The organism is Streptomyces sp. NPDC093094 (assembly GCF_044754345.1).
Lineage (GTDB): Bacteria > Actinomycetota > Actinomycetes > Streptomycetales > Streptomycetaceae > Streptomyces.
The window spans coordinates 348,258-372,787 of the sequence record NZ_JBIVOX010000007.1; the positions used below are offsets into that span (position 1 = coordinate 348,258).

Here is a 24,530-nt window from a genome sequence, read left to right on the forward strand (position 1 = left end):
CCCCGTCCGGTTCCGGACCCGCCCCGGCGCCGGTCAGGGGCGCTCGCCCTCCAGCAGGTCGACGCAGCGGGCCAGCAGGTCGACCAGGGTCTGCCGCTCCTCGCCGGTGAAGGCCGCGGCCAGCGCGCGCTCCACCCTCACGGCCCGGGCGTCCGCGTCGGCCGTCACCGCGCGGCCCTCGTCGGTCAGCCGGGTCTCCAGCACATTGCGGTGCCACTCGTGCGGGGTGCGCTCGATCAGGGCGCGGTCCTGGAGGTTCTTCAGCACGGTGTTCATCGTCGGCGGCGTCACCCCGCACAGCCGGGCGAGCGCCGCGGCGGAGATGCCGGGGTTCTCCGACAGGTGCAGCAGCGCCGCGTACTGGGCGACGGTGAGGCCCGCCGGCTTCAGGACCGCGTTCTTGGTCGCGCCGAGCGCCTGCTCGGCCCGCTTGATGTGGGAGCCGAGGCGCTCGGAGGCCGGCATGGACGTCATTCCGGCATGGTAGCCGCGCATATGGAGGTGAGCACGCGAGCAAGAGTTAGCTCATTGACGAGCATTAGAGTTCTAATCTAAGTTCATGCTCGTCAACAAGTGAGCAGTCAAAGACGAGAGGTACCGACGTGTCCCGTACGATCCACCGCCGCACCCTCCTGACCGCGGGCGCCGCGGCCCTGGCCACGGCCGCCGTACCGGCCCCCGCCCGGGCCGCCGCGCGGATCACCGCCGTCCACGAGCTCCCCGGCGACCGCGTCTACCCGGAGGGCATCGCCCTCGACCCGCGCACGGGCGACGTCTACGTCGGCTCGTACGCCGAGGGCACCGTCTACCGGGCCCGCCCGGGCCGGCGTACCGCCGAGGTGCTGCTGCCCGCCGGGACGGACGGGCGCCACACCGCCAACGGGCTGCGGGTGGACCCCTCGGGACGCCTGTGGGTGACCGACTCCACCGCCGGCGTGTGCGTCTACGACCCGCGCACCCGCACCCTGCTGGCCCGCTTCGACGTGCCCGGAGGGGCGCCGTTCTTCGTCAACGACCTCACCGTCACGGCCGACGGCTCGGCCTATCTGACGGACAGCCTGCGCGCGGTGCTCTACCGCGTGACCCCCGGCGACGTCGCCCGCGGGGGCCGCGGCGTGCTGCGGGTCGCCCACGACCTGGGCGGCGTGCTGGCGCCGCGCCCGGACGGCTCCCCCTTCAGTCTCAACGGCATCGTCACCGACGGACGGCGGCTGTTCGTGGTGGACATGATCGCGGGCGAGCTGTTCCGGGTGGACCCTGCGACCGGTGCCGTACGCCGGGTCGCGCTGCTGGGCGGCGATCTGCTCCACGGCGACGGGCTGGAACTGGCCCACGGGACCCTGTGGGCGGCGCACAACGCGACCGACACGATCAGCCGCTGGCGGCTGTCGCCCGGTGGCCGCTCGGCCCGGCTGGAGCGCACGCTCACCGACCCCGCGCTCCAGATCCCGACCACCCTCGTACGTCACCGGGGACGGCTGCTGGTCGTACGCTCGCAGTTCGACAAGGGCGGCCCGTTCGGACCGGGGGTGCCCGAGACTCCGTTCACCGTCGCACGGGTGGACGGGATCTGAGCCGCCCCCGGGGCCGGCTCAGCGGGTGCTCACTCGTCGTCGAACGCCGTGTCCCGGGCGCGCTTCTCCCACTCCGTCACATCGGCGCGCACCTGGTCGAGATGGTCGAGCACGGCCGCTACGGCGTCCTCGCCGACCGGCAGATGCAGCGGGGTCTCGGGAGCCTCCAGCGCGGCGATCACCAGGGACGCCAGCTTCGCCGGGTCGCCCGGCTGGGCTCCGTGGCCGCCGGCGACGAAGGCACGCGTCTGGTTGACCTTGCCGTAGACGCCGGTGTCCTCGCTGGCCCCGGCCCGGCCGCCCTCGAACAGCGAGGTGCGGAACGCGCCCGGCTCGACGATCAGCACCTTGATGCCGAACTCCCGCACCTCGTCCGCGAGCGCCTCCGACATGCCCTCCAGCGCGAACTTGGTGCCGCTGTACGCCGCGAAGCCCGCCACGGACATCTGCCCGCCCATGCTGCTCATCTGCACGATCGCGCCCGACCCGCGCTCGCGCATGTACGGCAGCACCGCCCGCGTCAGCGCGGCCGGACCGAAGACATGCAGGTCGAACAGGTCGCGCAGCTCGTCGTCGGTGGTCTCCTCGAAGGCGCCCACATGCGTACGGCCGGCGTTGTTCACCAGGACGTCGATCCGGCCGTGGCGCACCACGACGTCCTGCAGCGTCTCCTCGGCGGCCACCGTGTCGGTGACGTCGAGGGCGATCGCCTCCATCTGGTCGGGATGCGCGGCGACGAGGTCGCCGAGCGCCTCGGGACGGCGGGCGGCACCCACCACGACGTCGCCGTCGGCGAGGGCAGCCTCGGTGATCGCCCGACCGAAACCGCTGCTCGCGCCCGTCACGAACCACACCTTGTTCATGGGGAACTCCTCGTCCCCGGCCGTCGGCCGGCTGTCCTTTTCCGTCTCGCACCACCCTCCTCCGCAGACAGCGGGACGTCCAAGATCTACCGTGATAACCGATGGCTATGACGACGGACGTCCACGGACGCGACCTGCGCTATTTCGTCGCGGTCGCCGAAGAACTCCATTTCACGCGTGCCGCCGAACGGGTGTACGTGTCGCAGCCCGCCCTGAGCAAGCAGATCCGGGCGCTGGAGAAACAGCTCGGTGTGAAGCTGTTCCGGCGCGACACGCAGGGCGTGGAGCTGACCGCGGCGGGTGCGGCGCTGCTGCCGCACGCCCGGCAGGTGCTCCAGGCGTGGGAGGAGGCCGCGGCGGCGGTCGAACGGGCCCGGGTGGCCGAGCACAGCACCCTGGTGGTGGGCATGAGCACCAGCCTGGGCCGCGGCGGTCTGCTGCCCGCGATCCGCTCCCGCTTCACCGCCGCCCGTCCCGAGGCGACCGTGAAGCTGCGGCAGATCACCTGGGACGACGCCACCGCCGGCCTGGCCGACGGCGACACCGACGTGGCCTTCGTCTGGCTGCCGCTGCCCGACCAGGAGCGGTACGCCTGGACGGTGGTCGTCGAGGAGCCCCGGCTGCTCGCGCTGCCCGACGGGCACCATCTGGCCGGGCGTGCCGAGATCGACTTCGCCGACGTGGCCGACGAACCGTTCCTCGCCCTGCCGCGCAGCGCCGGCCGGCTGCGCGACTTCTGGCTCGGCACCGACGCCCGCGCCGGGCGGCCGCCGCACATCGGGGCCGAGGTCGCCAGCACCGAGGAGACCTACGAGGCTCTCGTCGCCGGTCTCGGCATCTGCCTCATCGCCCGGGGCAACGTCCCGCTCATCACCCTCGGCGGGGTCGTCACCCGCCCCGTCACCGGCCTCACCCCCACCCGGTACGCCCTGGCGTGGCGCCGTGAGGAGGGACTGCGGCCGCTGGTACGGGCCTACGCGGAGGCATGCCGCCAGGTGACGGGGAGGGTCTGAGGAGGCAGGTGCCTGCGCCCGGAGTCCCGGGCCGGCCCGGCCGGGTCCGCGGCGTCGTGCCACCGCGGCCGCTCCCCGGCGGGCTCCGGGACCCGGCGGGACCGGCCACGCGACCGCCGCCCGGTCGCTACCGTTGAGCCATGACCGCACTGCCCGACTGGATGCGCCCGCCGCGCGCGGAAGGCTGGTTCGCGGAGGACCTGGACCGCCTCCCCGAGGCACCTCGCCACACCGAGCTGATCGACGGATCGCTCGTCTTCATGATGTCCCCGCAGCGTGCCTGGCACGGCCGCCTCGTCACCGCCCTGACCACCGTGCTCATGGCGCAGGCGCCGGCCGGCGTCGAGGTCGAGCGGGAGATGACGATCCGCCTCGACACCCGCAACCGCCCCGAGCCGGACCTTCTGCTGACGGACCTGCCCTACGACCCCGACCGCACCTGGTACGCCCCGGAGGACGTGAAGCTCGTCATCGAGGTCGTGTCCCCCGAGTCCGCCCACCGCGACCGTACGGTGAAGCTCCGCAAGTACGCGGAGGCCGGGATCCCGCACTACTGGTGCATCGAGGACGAGGACGGGGCGCCCGTGGTGCACGTCTACGAACTCGACGGACCCACTGGCGCCTACGCCCCCGCCGGCATCTTCCGGGGCACCCTGGAGCGCCCGGTGCCCTTCGAGATCAGCCTGGACCTCGGCAGGCTGACACCGCCCCGGAGCAGCTGAGGAGCCGGCGCCGAACGGACAGGGGCCCGTCCCCCGAAGGGACGGGCCCCGCCGAAGTGACTCTGTCCCTCGGCGGCCAGGTGGGCGAGGACGGCGATCGCCTGGATGGTCTTCCCGAGGCCCATCTCGTCGCCGAGTATCACCTTGCGCTGCGCAAGCGCGAACCGCGCGCCGAACGCCTGGTAACCGCGCAGGGAGACCCGCCGGTGCGTGTCGTCGAGGTCCTGGGTCCGCACCCGCTCCGCGACCTCGTCCGGCAGAAAGCCCTCTGCGGCAGCCGCGTCCGGCAGCCGCCCGGAGATCTCGGCGAGCAGGCTGTAGTACTCGGCGGAGCGGAGTTCGAAGTCCACCCAGGCCGCGACGTCGGACGAGAGCCCCCGGAGCAGGTCCACCGACGCCTGGGCGAGCAGCTCGGGCAGGCCGGCCTGCTCCGCCTCGTCCACCAGCGACCGGATCTCGGCGACCGCCGCCCACGCGCGGGCCTTCTTCTCCCGGCCGGCCAGAAGCATGCGGACCCTTCCGGCGGCGGGCCTCGCGTCGGCCAGCAACGGACCGAGCCGTTCCGCCAGGACGGTGGCCTTGTCGACCGCACGCCGGGCGTCCGGGCCGGCCTCCACCAGGACGTGTAGGGCCATGACGAGCGCGGTGGTGCGCGGTTCCGGCCGGTCCACGTCGATGTGGACGGCCACGGTCTCGTGCACAGCCTCGGAGAGCCGGCGGGCGGCGGCGAGCATCTGGTCGACGGTGCGCTGCCCGACTCCGGGAATCTGCCGCAGCCGGTAGGGGCCTGCTTCGAGAACACTGCCCAGAGTGCGCAGTCCGCTCTTCTCGACGCTCCCCAGCCGCAGCCGCCCTTCGGTGACGTCCTGCAGCCGGGCGACGGGAATAGCGTCGAGCTCCCGCTTCACCGCCGCATCGTGGATCGGCTTCAGTGCCGCCCGTACCGCCTCCACCGCCCTTCCGTGGTCACCGACCACTGCCTGCGCCGCCTCATGCAGTCGCGCTCCCCTCGCGACCGTGTCCCGCTCGCCCCGCCCCACGCTTCCCGCCCTCTCCGACCCTCCCCGCATCTTCCCACCGCCCGCACCGGCCCTCGGCGGGCGTTCGCAGCTCCTTGCGGATCGACCGAACCTCGGGGCGGTCATTCACACCCCCAGACTTACGACCGTCGGTAGGATCAGCACCATGAGCGGTAGTAGGAAGTATTCGATCAGCCTGCCCGAGGATCTCGCCGAGGCCGTACGCGCCCATGTCGGGCCCGGCGGTTTCTCCGCCTACGTCGCCGAAGCTCTCGAACAGAGGGTCGCCATGGACAAGCTGCGGGAGATCGTCGCCGACTTCGAGACCGACAACGAAGCTCTCACCCGCGAGGAGGTCGAGGCCGCCCGGGCGCTGCTGCGTCACGACCACCGGCAGGCCGGCGGGGCCGCCGCCTGATGCCCGGCACCCTCCTGCTCGACAGCGAAGGACTCTCGAAGCTCTACCGCAAGGACCGCACCGTCGCGGCTCTGGTCCAGGCGGCGTCGGAGGAGGGTGTCCGCGTCGCCACCAGCGCCATGACCACCCTCGAGGCCGACTACGAGCGCATCCATCCCGCCCGCATCAGGTGGGTCCTCTCCCGCGTCGACGTTCACGACGTCACCAAAGAGGTCACCGGCCAGGCCGCCGCGCTTCTGCGCGCCCATCACCTCCACGGCCACAAGTACGCCATCGATGCCGCCTTCGCCGTCATCGCCCGCAACGCACCCCGGCCGGTCACCGTCCTCACGTCCGACCCCGAGGACCTGACACTCCTGTGCGGCCCTTCCGTGGAAGTCGTCAAGGTCTGAGACCGCGTCGCCGCAACGCCACCCGGCCAAACGCTGTCACCGCATCGCGGGATCGAGGACTCACTGCAAACAGACACCTGTACCCGACCCGCCAACAGGCGAGTCGGGTACAGGCACTGACATAACGTCAGACGTTGAAGCGGAACTCCACCACGTCCCCGTCCTTCATGACGTACTCCTTGCCCTCCATGCGGGCCTTGCCCTTGGAGCGGGCCTCGGCGACCGAGCCCGTGGCGACGAGGTCGTCGAAGGAGATGACCTCGGCCTTGATGAAGCCCTTCTGGAAGTCGGTGTGGATGACACCGGCGGCCTCGGGGGCGGTGGCGCCCTTCTTGATCGTCCAGGCGCGGGACTCCTTGGGGCCGGCCGTGAGGTAGGTCTGCAGGCCCAGGGTGTTGAAGCCGACGCGGGCGAGGGTGGCCAGGCCCGGCTCCTCGGCGCCCACCGACTCCAGCAGCTCCATGGCGTCCGCCTCGTCCAGCTCGGCCAGGTCGGCCTCCAGCTTGGCGTTGAGGAAGATCGCCTCGGCGGGGGCGACCAGGGCGCGCTGCTCGTCCTTGAAGGCGTCGTCGGTCAGCTCGTCCTCGTCGACGTTGAAGACGTAGAGGAACGGCTTCGTCGTCAGCAGGTGCAGGTCGTGCAGCAGCTCGGCGCGCTCGGTGCCCTGGAGGATGCCCTGGGAGAAGAGGGTGTCGCCCTTCTCCAGGATCTCCTTGGCCTCCTCGACGGCCTTCACCTTCGGAGCGATGTCCTTCTTGATCCGGGACTCCTTCTGGAGACGCGGCAGGACCTTCTCGATGGTCTGGAGGTCGGCGAGGATCAGCTCGGTGTTGATCGTCTCGATGTCGTCCTTCGGCGAGACCTTGCCGTCGACGTGGACGACGTTCTCGTCCTTGAAGGCGCGGATGACCTGGCAGATCGCGTCGGACTCGCGGATGTTCGCCAGGAACTTGTTGCCCAGGCCCTCGCCCTCGGAGGCGCCGCGCACGATGCCGGCGATGTCGACGAAGTCGACCGTGGCCGGCAGGACCCGCTCCGAGGAGAAGATCTCGGCCAGCTTCGCCAGGCGGGGGTCGGGCACGCCGACCACGCCGACGTTCGGCTCGATCGTGGCGAACGGGTAGTTGGCCGCCAGCACGTCGTTCTTGGTCAGGGCGTTGAACAGGGTCGACTTGCCGACATTGGGCAGACCGACGATTCCGATCGTGAGCGACACGTTGCGACTTCCCGTACGTGAGGAGGGGCCAGGGGGGCGCCGTCGGGGCCTGGGGGCCTTCGGGCCGGGGCCAGAGGAGAGCCTGGCCGATCCACCAGTTTACGGGGTGCCCGGCGCGGCCCCCGGCGATCCCGTCGAACGCTCGGCCAAGCTCGGCCCCACGGCGTGTCTGGAGGGCAGTTCGACACATAAAACGACCTAAGTTGGTCCAGTGGAGCAACACAGGACTCGCCAAGACCGGTCCGCACCGCGCCGCGGCACGCCTCCGCTGCCGCCCCAGGCGGGTTCCGCCGACGCCCGCGCGGCGCGGCCCGGACCCCGCCAGGCACGTCCGGGGCCGGCCGGCTCGCGCCTGCCCCAGGGGAGCCCGCGCCCGCCCCGACCCCGTCCGGGAGCCGGCGGCCCGGGGCACCCGCGGCGGCGTCCCGCCGGGACCCGGCGGCCCGCACCCCCGCTGCTGCGCCGCCTGCGGCGGCTGCCCAACCCCCGGCTGACCGGTCTGGGCGGCGGGCTGTTCTGCGCGGCGGTGATGCTCGCGCTGGGCTTCCTGGACGGGCTGCTGTTCGGGGCGTCCCTGACGGTGTATGGCGTGCTGTTCCTGCCGGTGTGCGTGCTGACCGCGGTGTGGGTGCGCCGGGGGGACCTGATGACCGGGCCCGTCGTCGTGCCGATCGCGTTCACCGCGGGGCTGCTGCCGGTCGCGGGCGGCGAGGGCGTCGGGGGACGGCTGATGGGCCTGTTCACCGCGCTGGCCACCCAGGCGGGGTGGCTGTACGGCGGGACACTGCTCACCGGCGTGATCGTGATCGCCCGCAGGCTGGCGCACGTCCGCCGGCGCCGCCCGGCAGGGTCCCGCCCGGCCACCGGCCCCTAGGGCCCTTCCGGCGGATCTCCGTGACGCCCGGCACGCACTCCCCCACTGCCTCAAGGGCGTGGGAGGTGCCCCCGGCCGCACGGCGCGGAGGGCCGGGTGGCTCCGCCGCACGACCCTCCGCGCCGGAGCGCCCTACGCCGGACCCGACTCCGCCGCGCGCATCGCCGCTCCCACGATGCCCGCGTTGTTCAGCAGCTGCGCGGGGACGATCTCCGCCTTGATGCCGTCGATGAAGTGGAGGAACTTCGCGGACTTGCGGCTGACGCCGCCGCCGATGATGAACAGCTCCGGGGAGAAGAGCATCTCGACGTGCGCGAGGTACTTCTCGACGCGGCCGGCCCAGTGCTCCCAGGTGAGGTCGTGGTCCTCCTTGGCCTTGCTGGAGGCGCGCTTCTCCGCGTCGTGGCCGTCGAGTTCGAGATGGCCGAGCTCGGAGTTGGGGACGAGGACGCCGTCGACGAACAGGGCGCTGCCGATGCCCGTGCCGAAGGTCAGCAGGACGACCGTGCCCCGGCGGCCGCGGCCGGCGCCGAAGCGCATCTCGGCGACGCCCGCCGCGTCGGCGTCGTTGACCACCGTCACCGGCAGGCCGCCCAGGCGCTCGCTCAGCAGGGCCCGCGCGTCCGTGTCGATCCAGCCCTTGTCGACGTTGGCCGCGGTGCGAATGGTCGCACCTCCGGTGACCACGCCGGGGAAGGTGACGCCGACCGGTCCCGTCCAGCCGTAGTGCCCGACGACCTCTCTCACCCCGTCGGCCACCGCGTCCGGCGTCGCCGGCTGCGGTGTGAGCACCTTGTGGCGCTCCTGGGAGAGATCGCCCTTGTCCAGGTCCACCGGGGCGCCCTTGATTCCGGACCCGCCGATGTCCACACCGAAGATCTGCATGGCTCTACGTTACGACGGACGACTGACGGTCACGCCCCGGCGGTCTCCGCGCCGGACCCGCCCCGCTGGGCCACCAGGGCCGCGGCCTCGGCACGCAGGTCGCGGCGCAGCTCCTTGGGCAGGGAGAACGTGATGGACTCCTCGGCGGCCTTGACCAGCTCGACGTCCTCGTAGTCCCGCTCGGCGAGCCAGGCCAGGACCTCCTCGACGAGCACCTCCGGCACGGACGCGCCCGAGGTGACGCCGACGGTGGAGACGCCCTCCAGCCATGCCTCGTCGATCTCGTGCGCGAAGTCGACCAGGTGGGCGTCACGGGCGCCGGCCAGCTTGGCGACCTCCACGAGACGCTTGGAGTTGGAGGAGTTGCGCGAGCCGACGACGATCACCAGATCGGCCTCGGCGCCCATCTGCTTGACGGCGAGCTGGCGGTTCTGCGTGGCGTAGCAGATGTCGTCGCTCGGCGGGGAGATCAGCTGGGGGAACTTCTCCTTGAGCGCGTCGACGGTCTCCATGGTCTCGTCGACCGAGAGGGTGGTCTGGGAGAGCCAGACGACCTTGGACTCGTCGCGGACCTCGACCTTCGCCACGTCGCCCGGCCCGTCGACGAGCTGGATGTGGTCGGGGGCCTCTCCGGAGGTGCCGATGACCTCCTCGTGGCCCTCGTGGCCGATCAGCAGGATGTCGTAGTCCTCGTTCGCGAAGCGGACGGCTTCCTTGTGGACCTTGGTGACCAGCGGGCAGGTCGCGTCGATGGTGGCGAGACGGCCGCGCGCGGCCTCCTCGTGGACGACGGGGGCGACGCCGTGCGCCGAGAACATCACGATGCTGCCCGGCGGCACCTCCTCCGTCCGCTCGACGAAGATCGCGCCCTTCTTCTCCAGCGTCTGCACGACGTACTTGTTGTGGACGATCTCGTGCCGGACGTACACCGGGGCCCCGTACTGCTCCAGTGCCTTCTCGACGGCGATCACGGCGCGGTCCACACCCGCGCAGTAACCACGGGGAGCGGCGAGCAGGACACGGCGGCCAGGCGAAGCAGTCATGCGTCCCATCGTAAGGCCGCGTCCGGCGGGCCCGGGATCGCCTGCCCGGCCGGTCGCCGGCGGGACGGGCCGCGGGCCGGTGGCCGGGGGCCCGCGGACGGCGGACACGGGCACGGACGTGCGGGCCGGGCACGTGTGTTCCCGCGGCGGACGGGTCCCGCCGGCCGCGCCGCTCGCCGGGCCTCCCGGCGCCGGGCCGGATTGTCGGCGGGGCCCGTTACGCTCGCGGCATGTCTGTGAACACGACTCCCGAGTCCGCGCTGCCCGTCGGCGAGGTGTCGCGGCTCATCGGGGGCTGGATCGACCGGCTCGGGGCGGTGTGGGTCGAGGGGCAGATCACCCAGCTGTCGCGGCGGCCGGGCGCCGGAGTGGTGTTCCTGACGCTGCGGGACCCGTCGTACGACATCTCCGTGAGCGTCACCTGCTACCGGCAGGTGTTCGACGCCGTCGCCGACGTGGTGAGCGAGGGCGCCCGGGTGGTGGTGCTCGCGAAGCCCGAGTGGTACGCGCCCCGCGGGCAGCTGTCGCTGCGGGCGGCGGAGATACGGGCCGTGGGGGTCGGGGAGCTGCTGGCGCGGCTCGAGCGGCTGAAGAAGACGCTCGCGGGCGAGGGTCTGTTCGCGCCGGAGCGCAAGAAGCCGCTGCCGTTCCTGCCGCAGCTGATCGGCCTGGTCTGCGGCCGGGCGTCGGCCGCCGAGCGGGACGTGCTGGAGAACGCCCGGCGCCGCTGGCCGGCCGTCCGCTTCGAGGTGCGCAACGTCCCCGTGCAGGGGGTGCACGCGGTGCCGCAGGTGGTGCGGGCGGTCGAGGAGCTGGACGCCCACCCCGAGGTCGACGTGATCGTCGTCGCGCGGGGCGGCGGCAGCGTCGAGGACCTGCTGCCGTTCTCCGACGAGCAGCTGGTGCGGGCGGTCGCCGCCTGCCGTACGCCGGTGGTGTCCGCGATCGGCCACGAGCCGGACAGCCCGCTGCTGGACCACGTCGCCGACCTGCGGGCCTCGACCCCGACGGACGCGGCGAAGAAGGTCGTGCCGGACGTCGGCGAGGAGCTGGAGCGGATGCGGCAGCTGCGCGACCGGGCGCGGCGCTGCGTGGACGCCTGGCTGGCGCGCGAGGAGCGCGGGCTCGCCCATGCGCTGGCCCGGCCGTCGATGGAGGACCCGTACCGGATGGTCGACGAGCGCGCCGGCCAGGTGGCCTCTCTCGCCGAGCGGTCCCGGCGCTGTCTCGGTCATCTCCTGGACCGCGCCGACTCCGAGCTGACGCACACGCACGCACGCGTGGTGGCCCTCTCCCCCGCCGCCACCCTGAAGCGCGGTTACGCGGTCCTGCAGAGGGCCGACGGGCAGGCGGTGCGCTCCCCGGGCGAGGTGACGGCCGGCGAGGGCCTGCGCGCCCGGGTGGCCGAGGGGGAGTTCTCTGTACATGTCGATGGCGGCGGCGACGGCCGCCGCGATGTCTAGGGTGGGCGGATGACCGGCAAGGTGGACGAGGCGCTCGGCTACGAGCAGGCGCGTGACGAGCTGATCGAGGTCGTACGGCGCCTGGAGGCGGGCGGTACGACGCTGGAGGAGTCGCTCGCGCTGTGGGAGCGCGGCGAGGAGCTGGCGAAGGTGTGCCGGGGCTGGCTGGAGGGCGCCCGGGCCCGGCTGGACGCGGCGCTGGCCACGGAGGAGGGCTCCGGCGAGGACACCGGGGACGACGGGCGTCCCTGACCGCCGTCCCGGACGGACGAGGAGGCCCCCGGCGGCGTGCCGGGGGCCTCCTGTCATGTGCGCGGGTGCGTGCGACGGACACGACCTCCGGAAGTCGCTCCGCCGGGGCCGGTACGGACGCGCCGGGGTCAGTCCAGCTTGAGGGCCTGCGCCATCTCGGTGAGACGGGCGAAGGGGGCGGTGCCGGTGACCACCGTGGTCGCGCCGTTCTCTCCCGTGAGGACCAGCGCGTCGTAGCGGCCGCCGGTCCAGCGGACCCAGGTGCGGCCGCCGATCTCGTCGGTGGTCCCGCTCTCCCGGGCGCCCTGGCTGGCCTTGTCGATGAAGACGGCCGGGCTCTCGGTGGACTGCTCGACCGCCACGTACTCGCCGTCGGGGTCGTGGAAGCCCAGGTGCCAGGCGTCGTTCTGGTCGCCGCGGAAGCGCACCGACGTGGCCTTCCAGGTGTTCGGCAGACCCTCGGGGGCCGCCACGGGGTACGCGGCCGCGCGGCGTGCCGTCAGCAGCTCCACCCGGTAGTCGACGCGCTGGAGGTCGGGTTCGCGGTCGTCGTGCGGGATGAAGAGGTAGACGACCAATGCCGCGAGGACGATGAGGCCCAGGGACAGAATCATGTCCCGGGCCGTCTTCTGCTTGCCGTACGTGCCTGCCACGCCCCCTATGGTCGCAGGTACCCCCCTCCGCTCATCCGTGGGGCCCCCTGCTCAGTCTGTCGGTCTGACGATAGAGTCTCGAACAGAACCCTCATCCGGCCGTCGTCGTATCAGAAAGGTGCGCTCCGATGACCGAGCATCATCATTTGCCGTCCGAGCTGGACGTCCCCTCCGAGGCTCCCGACCGGAACCTCGCCCTCGAACTGGTCCGTGTGACCGAAGCCGCCGCGATGGCCGCGGGCCGCTGGGTGGGGCGCGGCGACAAGAACGGCGCCGACGGTGCCGCGGTGCGCGCCATGCGGACCCTCGTCTCCACCGTCTCGATGAACGGCGTCGTCGTCATCGGTGAGGGCGAGAAGGACGAGGCCCCGATGCTCTTCAACGGGGAGCGCGTCGGTGACGGGACGGGCCCCGAGGTCGACATCGCCGTCGACCCGATCGACGGCACCACGCTGACGGCCAAGGGCATGCCGAACGCCATCGCCGTCCTCGCGGCCACCGAGCGGGGCGCGATGTTCGACCCCTCCGCCGTGTTCTACATGGACAAGCTGGTCACCGGCCCCGAGGCGGCCGAGTTCGTCGACATCAACGCGCCCGTCGAGGTCAACATCCGCCGGGTCGCCAAGGCCAAGCGGGGCACGCCGGAGGACGTCACCGTCGTCATCCTGGACCGCCCGCGGCACCAGGGCCTCATCAAGGAGATCCGGGACACCGGGGCGCGCATAAAGCTGATCACCGACGGCGACGTGGCCGGGTCGATCCTGGCGCTGCGCGAGGGCACCGGTGTGGACCTGCTGCTCGGCATCGGCGGCACGCCGGAGGGCATCATCTCGGCCTGTGCCGTGAAGTGCCTGGGCGGCACGATCCAGGGCAAGCTGTGGCCCAAGGACGACGAGGAGCGGCAGCGGGCGATCGACGCGGGCCACGACCTGGACCGGGTGCTGACGACGGAGGACCTCGTCACCGGCGAGAACGTGTTCTTCGTGGCGACCGGCATCACCGACGGTGAGCTGCTGCGGGGTGTGCGGTACCGGTCGGAGACGGCCACGACCGACTCGATCGTGATGCGGTCGAAGTCGGGCACCGTGCGCCGGATCGACTCGGAGCACCGGCTGAGCAAGCTGCGGGCCTACAGCGCGATCGACTTCGACCGGGCCAAGTAGCGCCGTGGGGGTGTGACGCCGGCAGCGGCGCATCACCCCCGCAGCACCGGAAAAGGGGCGCCCCCTGTGCGGAGGGGGCGCCCCTTTTCCCTTGCCTGTGCCGGTCAGCCCGCCTGCGCTATGCGGGCCGTCGTCCTCGCGGCCTTCTTCAGCTCCACCTCGCGGCGGCGGCGCCGGGCGAGGACCACCCGGCGTTCGGCGGCGGTGAGGCCGCCCCACACGCCGTAGGGCTCGGGCTGGAGAAGGGCGTGCTCGCGGCACTCGACCATGACCGGACAGCGGGCGCAGACGCGCTTGGCCGCCTCCTCACGGGAGAGCCGGGCGGCGGTGGGTTCCTTGGAGGGCGCGAAGAACAGGCCGGCCTCGTCGCGCCGGCACACCGCCTCGGTGTGCCAGGGGGCGTCTTGGTCCCTGTCCCGCACTGGCCCCCGCTGGGCCGGAACGGCAGCTACCTGCAGGGACGAATGCGGCGGTTGCAGCACGGTCTACTCCTGACGACGGCTTCGCGAGCGAGAGACGATGCAGCAAGGTCTACCCGCTGTGCGCGTGCCTATGCGAGGAGTTCCCGACCGCCGCGGACGACGCCTCGGCGCGCGTCAATGACCGAGGTGCTTGCGCAGACTCCGGTCGGCCTTGTGCTGGACCCGGTCGAGGATGTCCGCGACGAGCCTGCCGCGCCGGGGTCTGGCCTCCACGCTGCCGAGCACCGCCCAGCCGTCCACGAAGACGACCGGCGCCCGCGGGTCGTCCGCGTCCTGCGGGGTCACCTCGAACGCGCCGAGGACGCCGCCGCCGGTACCGCGCAGCGACACGTTCTCCGGGACACGGATCTCGACGCTGCCGAACACCGAGAACGCCTTGATCACGACCTGCTGGTACTCGAAGAGCGCCTCGCTCAGGTCGATCTCCACGCTGCCGAAGACCGCGTAGGCGTGGATGCGGCGGCCCGCGCGCCAGCGGCCCTTGCGGACGGCGGCGGCGAAGACCGCGACCACGTTGTCGTCGGGGTCGGCGGGGATCGCGCCGGCCGTGGGGCGGTGCGGGGCGGCGTAGGGGCCGGCGCGGTGCGCGTGCGCCGCGGGCAGGTCCCTGATGAAGACCTCCAGCTCACCGACCGTCCGCGCGGCCAGGACGCCCTCCACGCGCTCGGCGTGCTCGTCGGCGGTCAGCCGGCCCTCGGCCAGCGCCTCGCGCAGGATGTCGGCGACCCGGTCCCGGTCGGCGTCGGAGCAGCGCAGCTCGGCTGCGGGCGTGGGTGCGGTCTGCTTCTGAAGGTCCACGGCAGCAGCGTACCGAAACACGATAGATCGCGACACCCCCGACTGAGCCTTACCTCACAAGCCGGTCGTCCTCGGGAGGTTCTACGCTGGTGGGCGCCCGCCAATGGAGGCCGGCCGCCGTCTGTCGAGTGAGGAATGGGCACCGATGCCTGAGTTCGAGTACACCGATCTGCTCCCCATGGGCGAGGACACCACCCCCTACCGGCTGGTGACCTCCGAGGGTGTCTCCACCTTCGAGGCCGACGGACGGACGTTCCTCAAGGTCGAGCCCGAGGCGCTGCGCAAGCTGGCCGAAGAGGCGATCCACGACATCCAGCACTACCTGCGCCCGGCCCACCTCGCCCAGCTGCGCCGGATCATCGACGACCCCGAGGCGTCGAGCAACGACAAGTTCGTCGCGCTGGACCTGCTGAAGAACGCGAACATCGCGGCGGCGGGCGTGCTGCCGATGTGCCAGGACACCGGCACGGCGATCGTCATGGGCAAGCGCGGGCAGAACGTGCTGACCGAGGGCGGCGACGAGGCGGCCCTCAGCCGCGGCATCTACGACGCCTACCTGAACCTCAACCTGCGCTACTCGCAGATGGCTCCGCTCACCATGTGGGAGGAGAAGAACACCGGCTCCAACCTGCCGGCCCAGATCGAGCTGTACGCCGCCGACGGCGGCGCCTACAAGTTCCTGTTCATGGCCAAGGGCGGCGGCTCGGCCAACAAGAGCTTCCTCTACCAGGAGACGAAGGCCGTCCTGAACGAGTCCTCCATGATGAAGTTCCTGGAGGAGAAGATCCGTTCGCTCGGCACGGCCGCCTGCCCGCCGTACCACCTGGCCATCGTCGTCGGCGGCACCTCCGCCGAGTACGCGCTGAAGACCGCGAAGTACGCCTCCGCGCACTACCTCGACGAGATCCCCGCCGAGGGCTCGCCGCTCGGGCACGGTTTCCGGGACAAGGAGCTGGAGGAGAAGGTCTTCGAGCTCACCCAGAAGATCGGCATCGGCGCGCAGTTCGGCGGCAAGTACTTCTGCCACGACGTCCGGGTGATCCGGCTGCCGCGCCACGGCGCCTCCTGCCCGGTCGCGATCGCCGTGTCCTGCTCGGCCGACCGCCAGGCCGTCGCCAAGATCACTGCCGAGGGTGTGTTCCTGGAGCAGCTGGAGACCGACCCGGCGCGCTTCCTGCCGGACACCACGGACGAGCACCTCGACGAGGACTCCGACGTGGTGAAGATCGACCTGAACCAGCCGATGGAGACGATCCTCGCCGAGCTGACCCGGTACCCGGTCAAGACCCGGCTCTCCCTGACCGGTCCGCTGGTCGTGGCCCGTGACATCGCGCACGCCAAGATCAAGGAGCGGCTGGACGCGGGCGAGGACATGCCGCAGTACCTGAAGGACCACCCGGTCTACTACGCGGGCCCGGCGAAGACGCCCGAGGGCTACGCCTCCGGCTCCTTCGGTCCCACGACGGCCGGCCGCATGGACTCCTACGTCGAGCAGTTCCAGGCCGCGGGCGGCTCCAAGGTGATGCTCGCCAAGGGCAACCGCAGCAAGCAGGTCACCGACGCGTGCGGCACGCACGGCGGCTTCTACCTCGGCTCCATCGGCGGCCCCGCGGCCCGTCTCGCCCAGGACTGCATCAAGAAGGTCGAGGTCGTCGAGTACGAGGAGCTCGGCATGGAGGCCGTCTGGAAGATCGAGGTCGAGGACTTCCCGGCCTTCGTCGTCGTCGACGACAAGGGCAACGACTTCTTCCAGGATCCCGCGCCGGCGCCGACCTTCACCTCGATCCCCGTGCGGGGCCCCGGGCTCGCGTAGTTCCTCGGGTGCGGCGGGGATGCTTCTCGCCCCCGCCGCACCTGCCCGTCCCGTCCCGAGGGGCTCCGCCCCTTCGACCCCGCTGGGGCTCCGCCCCGAAGAGCCTCGTCCTCGAACGCCGGACGGGCTGAGCGGTGCCGCCCGGCGGACAAGTCGAACGGCTTCTTCCAGGATCCCGTGCCGGAGCCGACCCTCACCTCGGCCCCCGTGCGCGGGCCCTGGCCGGCGCAGTTCTCGGGTGCGGCGGGGATGCTTCTCGCCCCCGCCGCACCTGCCCGTCCCGTCCCGAGGGGCTCCGCCCCTTCGACCCCGCTGGGGCTCCGCCCCGAAGAGCCTCGTCCTCGAACACCGGACGGGCTGAGCGGTGCCGCCCGGCGGACAAGTCGGACGGCTTCTTCCAGGATCCCGTGCCGGAGCCGGCCCTCACCTCGCGGGCCTGGTGCGCCGGGGGCGGCGGGAGACGGGTCCCGCAGCCGCCGCCACGGGCCCCTTTCGGTCCGGACGCCTCGCCCTCGGACGCCGGACGGGCAGCCGGTGCCGTCGGACGGACGGGCCGGACGGCTTCCTCCGGGATCCGGCTCCTGCACCGGCCTTCACGTCCGGGCCGGCCCGGGGTGACGGTGCCTCCGGCCGGAAGACCGCTCCCCCTCGCCCCTGTTCCCCCGTGACGGGACTCCGCCCCGGGGGAACACCTGTCACGTCCCGGACGCTGTGACAGGTGGAGGTGATCGGCAGTGGCCGACGAGGAGCAGGGCTATCGCATCGAGCACGACTCGATGGGTGAGGTGCGGGTCCCCGCGCACGCGAAGTGGCGGGCCCAGACCCAGCGCGCGATCGAGAACTTCCCGGTCTCCGGGCAGCGCATCGAGCGCGCGCACATCGAGGCGCTCGCCCGGATCAAGGGAGCGGCCGCCAAGGTCAACGCCCGTCTCGGCGTGCTCGACGAGGACATCGCGGCGGCGATCCAGGAGGCCGCGGCGGAGGTCGCCGAGGGCCGCTGGGACGAGCACTTCCCGGTGGACGTGTTCCAGACCGGGTCGGGGACCTCGTCGAACATGAACACCAACGAGGTCGTCGCCACGCTCGCGAGCGAGCGCCTCGGCCGGCCCGTGCATCCCAACGACCACGTCAACGCCTCGCAGTCGTCCAACGACGTCTTCCCCTCCTCCCTCCACATCGCCGCCACCGCCGCCGTCACCCGCGACCTGATCCCGGCCCTGGAACACCTCGCCGCCGCCCTGGAGCGCAAGTCCGAGGAGTTCGCCGACGTGGTCAAGTCCGGCCGTACGCATCTGATGGACGCCACGCCCGTGACGCTGGGCCAGGAGTTCGGCGGGTACGCCGCCCAGATGCGGTACGGCGTCGAGCGGCTGACCGCGTCCCTGCCCCGGCTCGCCGAACTCCCGCTCGGCGGGACCGCGGTCGGCACCGGCATCAACACCCCGCCCGGCTTCTCCGCGGCCGTCATCGAGGAGGTCGCCCGGACCACCGGACTGCCGCTGACCGAGGCACGCGACCACTTCGAGGCCCAGGGCGCCCGGGACGGGATCGTCGAGACCAGCGGGCAGCTGCGCACCGTCGCCGTCGGCCTGACGAAGATCGCCAACGATCTGCGCTGGATGGCGTCCGGCCCGCGCACCGGCCTCGCCGAGATCTCCCTGCCCGACCTCCAGCCTGGGTCCTCGATCATGCCGGGCAAGGTCAACCCGGTCGTCCCCGAGGCCGTGCTGATGGTCGCCGCGCAGGTCACCGGGAACGACGCCGCCGTCGCCGCGGCCGGCGCCGCCGGGAACTTCGAGCTCAACGTCATGCTGCCGGTGATCGCCCGCAACGTCCTGGAGTCCGTACGGCTTCTCGCCAACGTCTCCCGGCTGCTCGCCGACCGCACGGTCGACGGCATCACCGCCCACCGCGAACGCGCCCGGGAGTACGCCGAGTCCTCGCCGTCGGTGGTGACGCCGCTGAACAGGTACATCGGCTACGAGGAGGCCGCGAAGGTCGCCAAGGAGTCGCTCGCGCAGCGCAAGACCATCCGTCAGGTGGTGCTGGAGGGCGGGTACGTCGACCGGGGCGACCTCACCCTGGAGCAGCTCGACGAGGCGCTGGACGTCCTGCGCATGACCCGGCCGTAGGCCCGTGTGTTCCGCCCGTGTGTCCCGCAGGTGAACCATGGGACGCACGGCGGCGTCGTACCACGGTGACACCTAATATCTGTACATGGCAGACGGTGGAGCGGTGAGACACGAGACGGACGGTCCGACGGCCCACTGGGCGCCCGGGAGCCGGATCCTGTGGCGCTACCGGGAGAACGCCGGAGAGCGGTTCCACATCGCGCGCCCCGTGACCGTGGTGCGCGACGACGAGGAACTGCTCGCCGTGTGGCTGGCGCCCGGCACCGAGTGCGTGAAGCCGGTGCTCGCCGACGGCACTCCGGTGCACGAGGAACCGCTGGAGTCGCGCTACACCCGGCCGCGCACGGTGCAGCGCGACCGCTGGTTCGGCACGGGCGTGCTGAAACTGGCGCAGCCGGGCCGGCCGTGGTCGGTGTGGCTGTTCTGGGAGCCGGGCTGGCGGTTCAAGAACTGGTACGTCAATCTGGAGGAGCCGCTGGCCCGTTGGCACGGCGGCGTGGACTCCGAGGACCATTTCCTGGACATCTCCGTCGAGCCGGACCGCAGCTGGAGCTGGCGGGACGAGGACGAGTTCGCGCAGGCCCAGCGCGACGGCCTGGTCGACGCGGCGCTGGCCGGACGGGTGCGGGCGGCGGGGCAGGACGCGGTGGAGGCGATCCGCGCCTGGGGGCCGCCGTTCGGTGACGGCTGGCAGAACTGGCGTCCGGATCCCTCCTGGGGGGTACCGTCACTGCCGGACGACTGGGACCGTACGCCCGCGCACGTGTCCTCATGAGACCCTTGATGCGCCCCCGGGCACGAAACGTAGGATCGTCCTCCGCAAGGGCGCACGGAGGCAACTTCTGGAGCGCGGAGCGAGTCTGACCGGATGTCACCGAGGGGCGGCAGGGCGTGAGCGAGGTGTACGACGGCAACACCCGTGCGGACCGCGGCTGGTCCGCCGGTGACACAGGCACAGTCTCTGACCACGCGGGGACTCCGTTCCTGGGGCACGTATTCCGGGTATCGGGATTTCTGCGGGACGAACTGCACGCGCGGCGCGCAGCCCCGGACGGATGGATTTCACACGCGTGACGGAGAACCCCACCTCCTATGAACGCCCCCAGGCGGGCGTCGACCCCGCGGACCCCCGCGGGGCGCTCCTGCACACCCCGGCGACGGGCCGTGCGGCCGGTCCCGCGTTACCGCCGCAGGGCCGGGCGGGCGAGACCCCGGCGGACACGTCCGTGACGCCCGGCGACAGCGGCCCGGAGCATTCGCAGCCGGCCGCGGCGGAGCCGGGCACCCATCGCCCGCGGCCCGCTCCCGAGGCGATCCCGGCCCAGCCGGGCACCGGCCAGGAGGGGCCCGCGGGGCGTGCCCCGGGCGGGCAGGAGCGGCGCAGCGGCCAGGGTGTGCCCGGCAGCCGTCCCACGCCGATGCGGCGGGACGGGGACCGGCTGCGCTTCGTGGGCGCGGCGACCCGGCGGATCGCCCGCGGCATCGACCTCGACGAGATCGTGATGGGGCTGTGCCGGGCGACGGTGCCGACGTTCGCGGACGCCATCCTGGTGTACCTGCGCGACCCGCTGCCGGTCGGCGACGAGCGGCCCACGGGGCCGGTCGTCCTGCGGCTGCGGCGTACCGACCGGATCCCGGAGGAGCGGGACACCGACGGCGGCTTCCTGCCCGCGCAGGCACCGGAACCGGCCGAGCTGTCCTCGGTGACCGCCGAGCTGTGCGAGGTGCGTCCCGGCGGCGCGCTCGCCGAGGTGCTGCGCGGGGTGCGGCCGGTGTTCGCGGACGCGCCCGCCGCGCGTGCCGCGCTGCCCGAACTGCTCGGCGAGGAGGGTGAGTCGATCGTGCCCGGCGGGCGCCGGGCGATCCTCGCCCCGCTGCGCGGCCGGCGCCGGGTGATCGGCGCGGCCGTGTTCCTGCGCCGGCCGGAACGGATCCCGTTCGAGGCGGACGACCTGCTGGTGGCCGCGCAGCTCGCCACGCACAGCGCGCTCGGCATCGACAAGGCGGTGCTGTACGGGCGGGAGGCGTACATCGCCGACGAGCTCCAGCGCACGATGCTGCCGGAGACGCTGCCCCGTCCCACGGGCGTACGGCTGGCGTCCCGCTATCTGCCGGCGGCCGAGACCGCGCGGGTGGGCGGCGACTGGTACGACGCGATCCCGCTGCCGGGCTCGCGGGTGGCGCTGGTCGTCGGTGACGTCATGGGCCATTCCATGACCTCGGCGGCGATCATGGGCCAGCTGCGGACGACCGCGCAGACCCTCGCGGGGCTGGATCTGCCGCCGCAGGAGGTGCTGCACCATCTCGACGAGCAGGCGCAGCGGCTCGGCACGGACCGGATGGCGACCTGTCTGTACGCGGTGTACGACCCGGTCTCCCACCGGATCACGATCGCCAACGCCGGGCATCCGCCGCCGGTGCTGCTGCATCTGGGCGGCCGGGCCGAGGTGCTGCGGGTGCCGCCGGGGGCGCCGATCGGGGTGGGCGGTGTCGACTTCGAGGCGGTGGAGCTGGACGCGCCCGCCGGGGCGACGCTGCTGCTGTACACCGACGGGCTGGTGGAGTCGCGGCTGCGGGACGTGTGGACCGGCATAGAACAGCTGCGTGAGCGGCTGGCCGCGACCGCGCAGCTGACCGGGCCGGATCATCCGCCGCCGCTGGAGGCACTGTGCGACGAGGTGCTGGACATGCTGGGGCCGGGCGACCGGGACGACGACATCGCGCTGCTCGCGGCGCGGTTCGACGGGATCGCGCCGAGTGATGTGGCGTACTGGTTCCTGGAGCCGGAGGACGCCGCGCCGGGCCGTGCCCGCAGGCTGGCCCGCAGTGCGCTGGCGCGGTGGGGGCTGGAGGAGCTCACCGACTCGGTGGAGCTGCTGGTGAGCGAGGTCGTCACCAACGCGGTGCGCTACGCCTCGCGGCCGGTGACCCTGCGGCTGCTGCGGACGGACGTGCTGCGCTGCGAGGTCGGGGACGACGTGCCGCAGCTGCCTCGGCTGCGGCAGGCCCGGGCGACGGACGAGGGCGGGCGCGGGCTGTATCTGGTCAACAAGCTGGCCCGCAGATGGGGGGCGACCCGGCTGAGCACGGGCAAGGTCGTGTGGTTCGAGCTCAACCAGGGGTGACGGCCCCCTCCGCGGGAGGAACACGAAGGAGCCCGGCGATCTGATCGCCGGGCTCCTTCGTGTTCACCGGTCCAGGATCCCCGGCTCGGCCGGGTCCTCCGGGATGTCCTCCGTCGGGGTCACCGTCGGCGTCTCCGTCGGGGTCTCCGTGGGGGTCTCGGTCGGGGGTTCGGTCGTCGGCTCCTCGGTCGGGGCCTCGGTCGTCGGGGGCCGGGTCGTCGGCGGCTTCGTGGTCGGCGCCTCGGTCGTGGGCGTCTCGCTCGGGCTCTCGGTGGGCGTCGAGGACGGTGTCGTCGTCGGCGTCCAGTCGGGCTCGACCGCCGCGCCCTGGTCGGTGTCCAGGTCGAACTCGGTGACCTTGTTCATGACGCCGAAGGTGTAGGCGGCCCAGATCCGCGCGGGGAAGCCGCCGCCGTTGACGCGGTCCTCGCCGCCGGCCTCGTACATCGGGATCTGCTTGTGCGGGGGCTTGTCGTCCTCGCCGAACAGTCCGACGGAGGTGACGAGCCTCGGGGTGAAGCCGGTGAACCAGGCGGACTTGTTGTTGTCGGAGGTGCCGGTCTTGCCGGCGACCTGCTGGCCGTCGCGCAGGGGGTTGTCGCGGACCGAGCGCTGGGCGGTGCCGTCGTCGACCACGCCGGTCAGGACGGAGGTGACGCCGTCGGCGGCGCTGCGGCTGATGACCTGGTCGCCGATCGGGTCGGGGATCTCGACCGTGCGGCCCTTCTTCTCCGCCGACTTGATGATGGTCGGGGTGACCTGCTTGCCGTGGTTGGCGAGGGTGGCGTAGATGCCGGCCATCTCCAGGGGACTCGCGCCCATGGAGCCGAGGGTCTGGGCGGGCACGGCCTGCATGCCCTCGGTGTCCATGCCGAGCTTCCTGGCCGTGGCCATGACGGTGTCCATGCCGACGTCGACACCCATCTGCGCGAACACCGAGTTGACGGACTTGTTCATCGCGGTCTGGACGCTGATGGGCCCGTAGTCGACGTCGTCCTCGTTGGGCGGGGCGAAGCCGACCTCGCGGCCGTCGTCCTCGGCGGGGCGGCGGCTGTCGCCGTCGTAGAGCGTCTTCGCCGTGATGGGGTCGCCGTCCTGGGTCTTCGCGCCCTCCTCGAAGGCGGCGGCCAGGATGACCGGCTTGAAGGTGGAGGCGGGCTGGTAGTCGCGGCGGGTCGCGTTGCTGAGGTAGTGCTTGAAGTAGTCGCGGCCGCCGTAGAGGGCGACGATCTTGCCGGTCCTCGGGTCGACGGAGACCGCGCCCGGCTGGACGTCGGCGTCGACCTTGCGCTCCTTGGGGTCGAGCTCGGAGAGCAGCTCGGCCTTGACGGCCTTCTCCAGCGCGGCCTGCTTCTTGGGGTCGATGTTGAGGGTGATGGTCCAGCCCTGCTGGTCGACCTGGGCGGCCGCCTCGGAGCGGGTGATGCCCTCCTCGGCCATCAGCCGGTCCTCCAGCTGCCGGTTGGCCAGCTCGACGAGGTAGCCCTTCTGGCCCTCCATGCCGGGGGCGCCCTTGGGCTCCTTCGGCACCGGGAACTTCATGGGGGCCCGCTCGGACCGGTCGAGCCAGTCCTCCTCGACCATGTTGTCCAGGACGTAGTTCCAGCGGTTCTTCACCAGGCGCTTGCTGGTGTCCGAGGCGACGGCCCAGTCGTACTGGCTGGGTGCCTGGAGCAGAGCGGCGAGATAGGCGCCCTGCGCGACGCTGAGCTCCTCGGCGTCGACGCGGTAGTAGGCCTGGGCCGCGGCCTGGATGCCGTAGGCGCCGCGGCCGTAGTAGCTGGTGTTGATGTAGCCCGCGAGGATGTCGTCCTTGGTGAGCTGGCGGTCGACCTTGAGGGAGATCACCAGCTCCTTGAACTTGCGGGTGACCGTCTGTTCCTGGGTCAGGTAGTAGTTCTTGACGTACTGCTGGGTGATCGTGGAGCCGCCCTGCTTGCCCTTGCCGGTCACGGTGTTGAGCAGACCGCGGGCGGTGCCCTTCAGGTCGATGCCGGAGTCGTGGTAGAAGCTCTTGTTCTCGGCGGCGACGAAGGTCTTCTGGACCGGCTCGGGGACCTTGGCGAGGTCCACGATCTCGCGGTTGACCTCGCCGTCGCGGGCGAGCATGGTGCCGTCGCCGAACTTGTAGATGTTGCTCTGGCGCTGGGCGGCGAGGTTGCCCTTGGGCACGTCCACGGCCAGGTACAGCACGATGAAGGCGCCGATGCCGAGCAGGCACAGGCCCAGGAACGTGCCGAGGATCTTCCTCCAGGTGAAGAACCGGCGTATGCCGCCGGTGCTGTTCGCCGCGTCCGACGAACGGCGACGCCCCTGCGCCGCGCGGCCGCCACCGCGCTGCCGCGCCCGTCTCTCTTCCGCTCGTCCCATCAGTCCTTCTGCTCCGCTTCGCTCTCAGGTGTCGCACACGTTCTCGGCTCAGGTCAGCTCAGAAAGCTAACACCGGTGTATGTGGCCAAGTCCGCCCGATCCGGTCTTTTACGGACGTGACAATGAGCACCCACCCCATGGGAACCGACGTACGAGAGGTGCACAGGGTTGCCGTGACGGCGTAAAGTGATATCACTTAATAAGCATTGAGCTAGGACGAGCGGCTGCCGGCAGGCGGCTGCCGTGCGAGAAACGGGGGA

At 72.0% G+C, this 24,530-nt stretch carries 22 protein-coding genes and 1 pseudogene; 13 read left to right on the forward strand and 10 right to left on the reverse strand.

From position 1 onward, the window contains the following. Positions 1-33 precede the first annotated feature (33 nt). A complete protein-coding gene (locus ACIQGV_RS17645) occupies positions 34-474 on the reverse strand; it encodes a MarR family winged helix-turn-helix transcriptional regulator (protein ID WP_402495623.1) in 441 nt (146 codons plus the stop codon). 128 nt (positions 475-602) lie between these two features. Between ACIQGV_RS17645 and ACIQGV_RS17650 the strand changes: the two genes are divergently transcribed. Then, the gene (locus ACIQGV_RS17650; protein WP_402495625.1) at positions 603-1,574 is read left to right on the forward strand and encodes an SMP-30/gluconolactonase/LRE family protein; all 972 of its coding nucleotides are present in this window, start codon (positions 603-605) and stop codon (positions 1,572-1,574) included. Between the two features lie 29 nt (positions 1,575-1,603). On the opposite strand, the gene ACIQGV_RS17655 is transcribed toward ACIQGV_RS17650, so the two are convergent. After that, entirely contained in the window at positions 1,604-2,437 is an 834-nt protein-coding gene (locus tag ACIQGV_RS17655) for an SDR family NAD(P)-dependent oxidoreductase (RefSeq protein WP_402495628.1), read from the reverse strand. Positions 2,438-2,538: 101 nt separating this feature from the next. Here ACIQGV_RS17655 and ACIQGV_RS17660 point away from each other — a divergent pair, with 101 nt between their 5' ends. Together ACIQGV_RS17660 and ACIQGV_RS17665 are read left to right on the forward strand one after the other, a co-directional pair. After that, on the forward strand, positions 2,539-3,450 hold the full coding sequence (locus tag ACIQGV_RS17660) for a LysR family transcriptional regulator (protein WP_402495630.1): 912 nt from the start codon (positions 2,539-2,541) through the stop codon (positions 3,448-3,450). Between the two features lie 140 nt (positions 3,451-3,590). Next, a complete protein-coding gene (locus ACIQGV_RS17665; protein ID WP_402495633.1) occupies positions 3,591-4,172 on the forward strand; it encodes a Uma2 family endonuclease in 582 nt (193 codons plus the stop codon). 53 nt (positions 4,173-4,225) lie between these two features. Here the strand turns inward: ACIQGV_RS17665 and ACIQGV_RS17670 are convergent. Further along, a pseudogene (locus ACIQGV_RS17670) lies at positions 4,226-5,242 on the reverse strand (SNF2-related protein); the annotation flags it as partial. A gap of 115 nt (positions 5,243-5,357) precedes the next feature. Here ACIQGV_RS17670 and ACIQGV_RS17675 point away from each other — a divergent pair. Together ACIQGV_RS17675 and ACIQGV_RS17680 are read left to right on the forward strand one after the other, a co-directional pair. Next, complete coding sequence (locus tag ACIQGV_RS17675; protein ID WP_018845686.1) at positions 5,358-5,609, forward strand: hypothetical protein; 252 nt, start codon at positions 5,358-5,360, stop codon at positions 5,607-5,609. Continuing rightward, complete coding sequence (locus tag ACIQGV_RS17680; RefSeq protein ID WP_402495635.1) at positions 5,609-6,001, forward strand: DNA-binding protein; 393 nt, start codon at positions 5,609-5,611, stop codon at positions 5,999-6,001. Before ACIQGV_RS17675 ends, ACIQGV_RS17680 begins: the two co-directional genes overlap by 1 nt. A 127-nt stretch (positions 6,002-6,128) precedes the next feature. Here the strand turns inward: ACIQGV_RS17680 and ychF are convergent, their stop codons facing one another. Then, positions 6,129-7,217, reverse strand: coding sequence for a redox-regulated ATPase YchF (ychF, locus tag ACIQGV_RS17685; protein ID WP_402495637.1), 1,089 nt, complete (start codon positions 7,215-7,217; stop codon positions 6,129-6,131). Between the two features lie 211 nt (positions 7,218-7,428). Between ychF and ACIQGV_RS17690 the strand changes: the two genes are divergently transcribed. After that, positions 7,429-8,091: a DUF6542 domain-containing protein gene (locus ACIQGV_RS17690; protein ID WP_402495640.1), complete on the forward strand. Its 663-nt coding sequence runs from the start codon at positions 7,429-7,431 to the stop codon at positions 8,089-8,091. Positions 8,092-8,223: 132 nt separating this feature from the next. Here the strand turns inward: ACIQGV_RS17690 and ppgK are convergent, their stop codons facing one another. Beyond that, positions 8,224-8,976, reverse strand: coding sequence for a polyphosphate--glucose phosphotransferase (gene ppgK / locus ACIQGV_RS17695; protein ID WP_402495642.1), 753 nt, complete (start codon positions 8,974-8,976; stop codon positions 8,224-8,226). A gap of 29 nt (positions 8,977-9,005) precedes the next feature. After that, positions 9,006-10,028: a 4-hydroxy-3-methylbut-2-enyl diphosphate reductase gene (locus tag ACIQGV_RS17700; protein WP_402495644.1), complete on the reverse strand. Its 1,023-nt coding sequence runs from the start codon at positions 10,026-10,028 to the stop codon at positions 9,006-9,008. 221 nt (positions 10,029-10,249) lie between these two features. Here ACIQGV_RS17700 and xseA point away from each other — a divergent pair, with 221 nt between their 5' ends. Together xseA and ACIQGV_RS17710 are read left to right on the forward strand one after the other, a co-directional pair. Next, positions 10,250-11,482 carry an exodeoxyribonuclease VII large subunit gene (gene xseA, locus ACIQGV_RS17705; protein ID WP_402495646.1) on the forward strand — a complete coding sequence of 411 codons (1,233 nt, stop codon included), beginning with the start codon at positions 10,250-10,252 and terminating at the stop codon, positions 11,480-11,482. 9 nt (positions 11,483-11,491) lie between these two features. Beyond that, the gene (locus ACIQGV_RS17710; RefSeq protein ID WP_402495648.1) at positions 11,492-11,734 is read left to right on the forward strand and encodes an exodeoxyribonuclease VII small subunit; all 243 of its coding nucleotides are present in this window, start codon (positions 11,492-11,494) and stop codon (positions 11,732-11,734) included. A 128-nt stretch (positions 11,735-11,862) separates the two neighbouring features. Here the strand turns inward: ACIQGV_RS17710 and ACIQGV_RS17715 are convergent, their stop codons facing one another. Continuing rightward, positions 11,863-12,387, reverse strand: coding sequence for a DUF4245 domain-containing protein (locus ACIQGV_RS17715; RefSeq protein ID WP_402495650.1), 525 nt, complete (start codon positions 12,385-12,387; stop codon positions 11,863-11,865). A gap of 128 nt (positions 12,388-12,515) precedes the next feature. On the opposite strand from ACIQGV_RS17715, the gene glpX reads away from it, so the two are divergent. Then, on the forward strand, positions 12,516-13,550 hold the full coding sequence (gene glpX, locus ACIQGV_RS17720) for a class II fructose-bisphosphatase (protein ID WP_402495653.1): 1,035 nt from the start codon (positions 12,516-12,518) through the stop codon (positions 13,548-13,550). Between the two features lie 104 nt (positions 13,551-13,654). Here glpX and ACIQGV_RS17725 read toward each other — a convergent pair whose 3' ends face one another. Both ACIQGV_RS17725 and ACIQGV_RS17730 read right to left on the reverse strand, forming a co-directional pair. Then, positions 13,655-14,032 (reverse strand): WhiB family transcriptional regulator, encoded by a 378-nt coding sequence (locus ACIQGV_RS17725; protein WP_402495655.1) that lies wholly within the window; start codon positions 14,030-14,032, stop codon positions 13,655-13,657. 114 nt (positions 14,033-14,146) lie between these two features. After that, positions 14,147-14,830, reverse strand: a complete 684-nt coding sequence (locus tag ACIQGV_RS17730; RefSeq protein WP_402495658.1) for a DUF1707 domain-containing protein — start codon at positions 14,828-14,830, stop codon at positions 14,147-14,149. Between the two features lie 145 nt (positions 14,831-14,975). Between ACIQGV_RS17730 and ACIQGV_RS17735 the strand changes: the two genes are divergently transcribed. The 4 genes from ACIQGV_RS17735 (at position 14,976) to ACIQGV_RS17750 (ending at position 21,900) form a co-directional block, all read left to right on the forward strand. Next, positions 14,976-16,643 (forward strand): fumarate hydratase, encoded by a 1,668-nt coding sequence (locus ACIQGV_RS17735; protein WP_402495660.1) that lies wholly within the window; start codon positions 14,976-14,978, stop codon positions 16,641-16,643. Between the two features lie 734 nt (positions 16,644-17,377). Next, on the forward strand, positions 17,378-18,775 hold the full coding sequence (locus ACIQGV_RS17740; RefSeq protein WP_402495662.1) for a class II fumarate hydratase: 1,398 nt from the start codon (positions 17,378-17,380) through the stop codon (positions 18,773-18,775). A gap of 85 nt (positions 18,776-18,860) precedes the next feature. After that, positions 18,861-19,550 carry a DUF402 domain-containing protein gene (locus ACIQGV_RS17745; RefSeq protein ID WP_402495664.1) on the forward strand — a complete coding sequence of 230 codons (690 nt, stop codon included), beginning with the start codon at positions 18,861-18,863 and terminating at the stop codon, positions 19,548-19,550. A 280-nt stretch (positions 19,551-19,830) separates the two neighbouring features. Further along, a complete protein-coding gene (locus tag ACIQGV_RS17750) occupies positions 19,831-21,900 on the forward strand; it encodes a SpoIIE family protein phosphatase (RefSeq protein WP_402495667.1) in 2,070 nt (689 codons plus the stop codon). 63 nt (positions 21,901-21,963) lie between these two features. Here ACIQGV_RS17750 and ACIQGV_RS17755 read toward each other — a convergent pair whose 3' ends face one another. After that, positions 21,964-24,270, reverse strand: a complete 2,307-nt coding sequence (locus ACIQGV_RS17755; RefSeq protein ID WP_402495670.1) for a transglycosylase domain-containing protein — start codon at positions 24,268-24,270, stop codon at positions 21,964-21,966. Between the last annotated feature and the right edge of the window lie 260 nt (positions 24,271-24,530).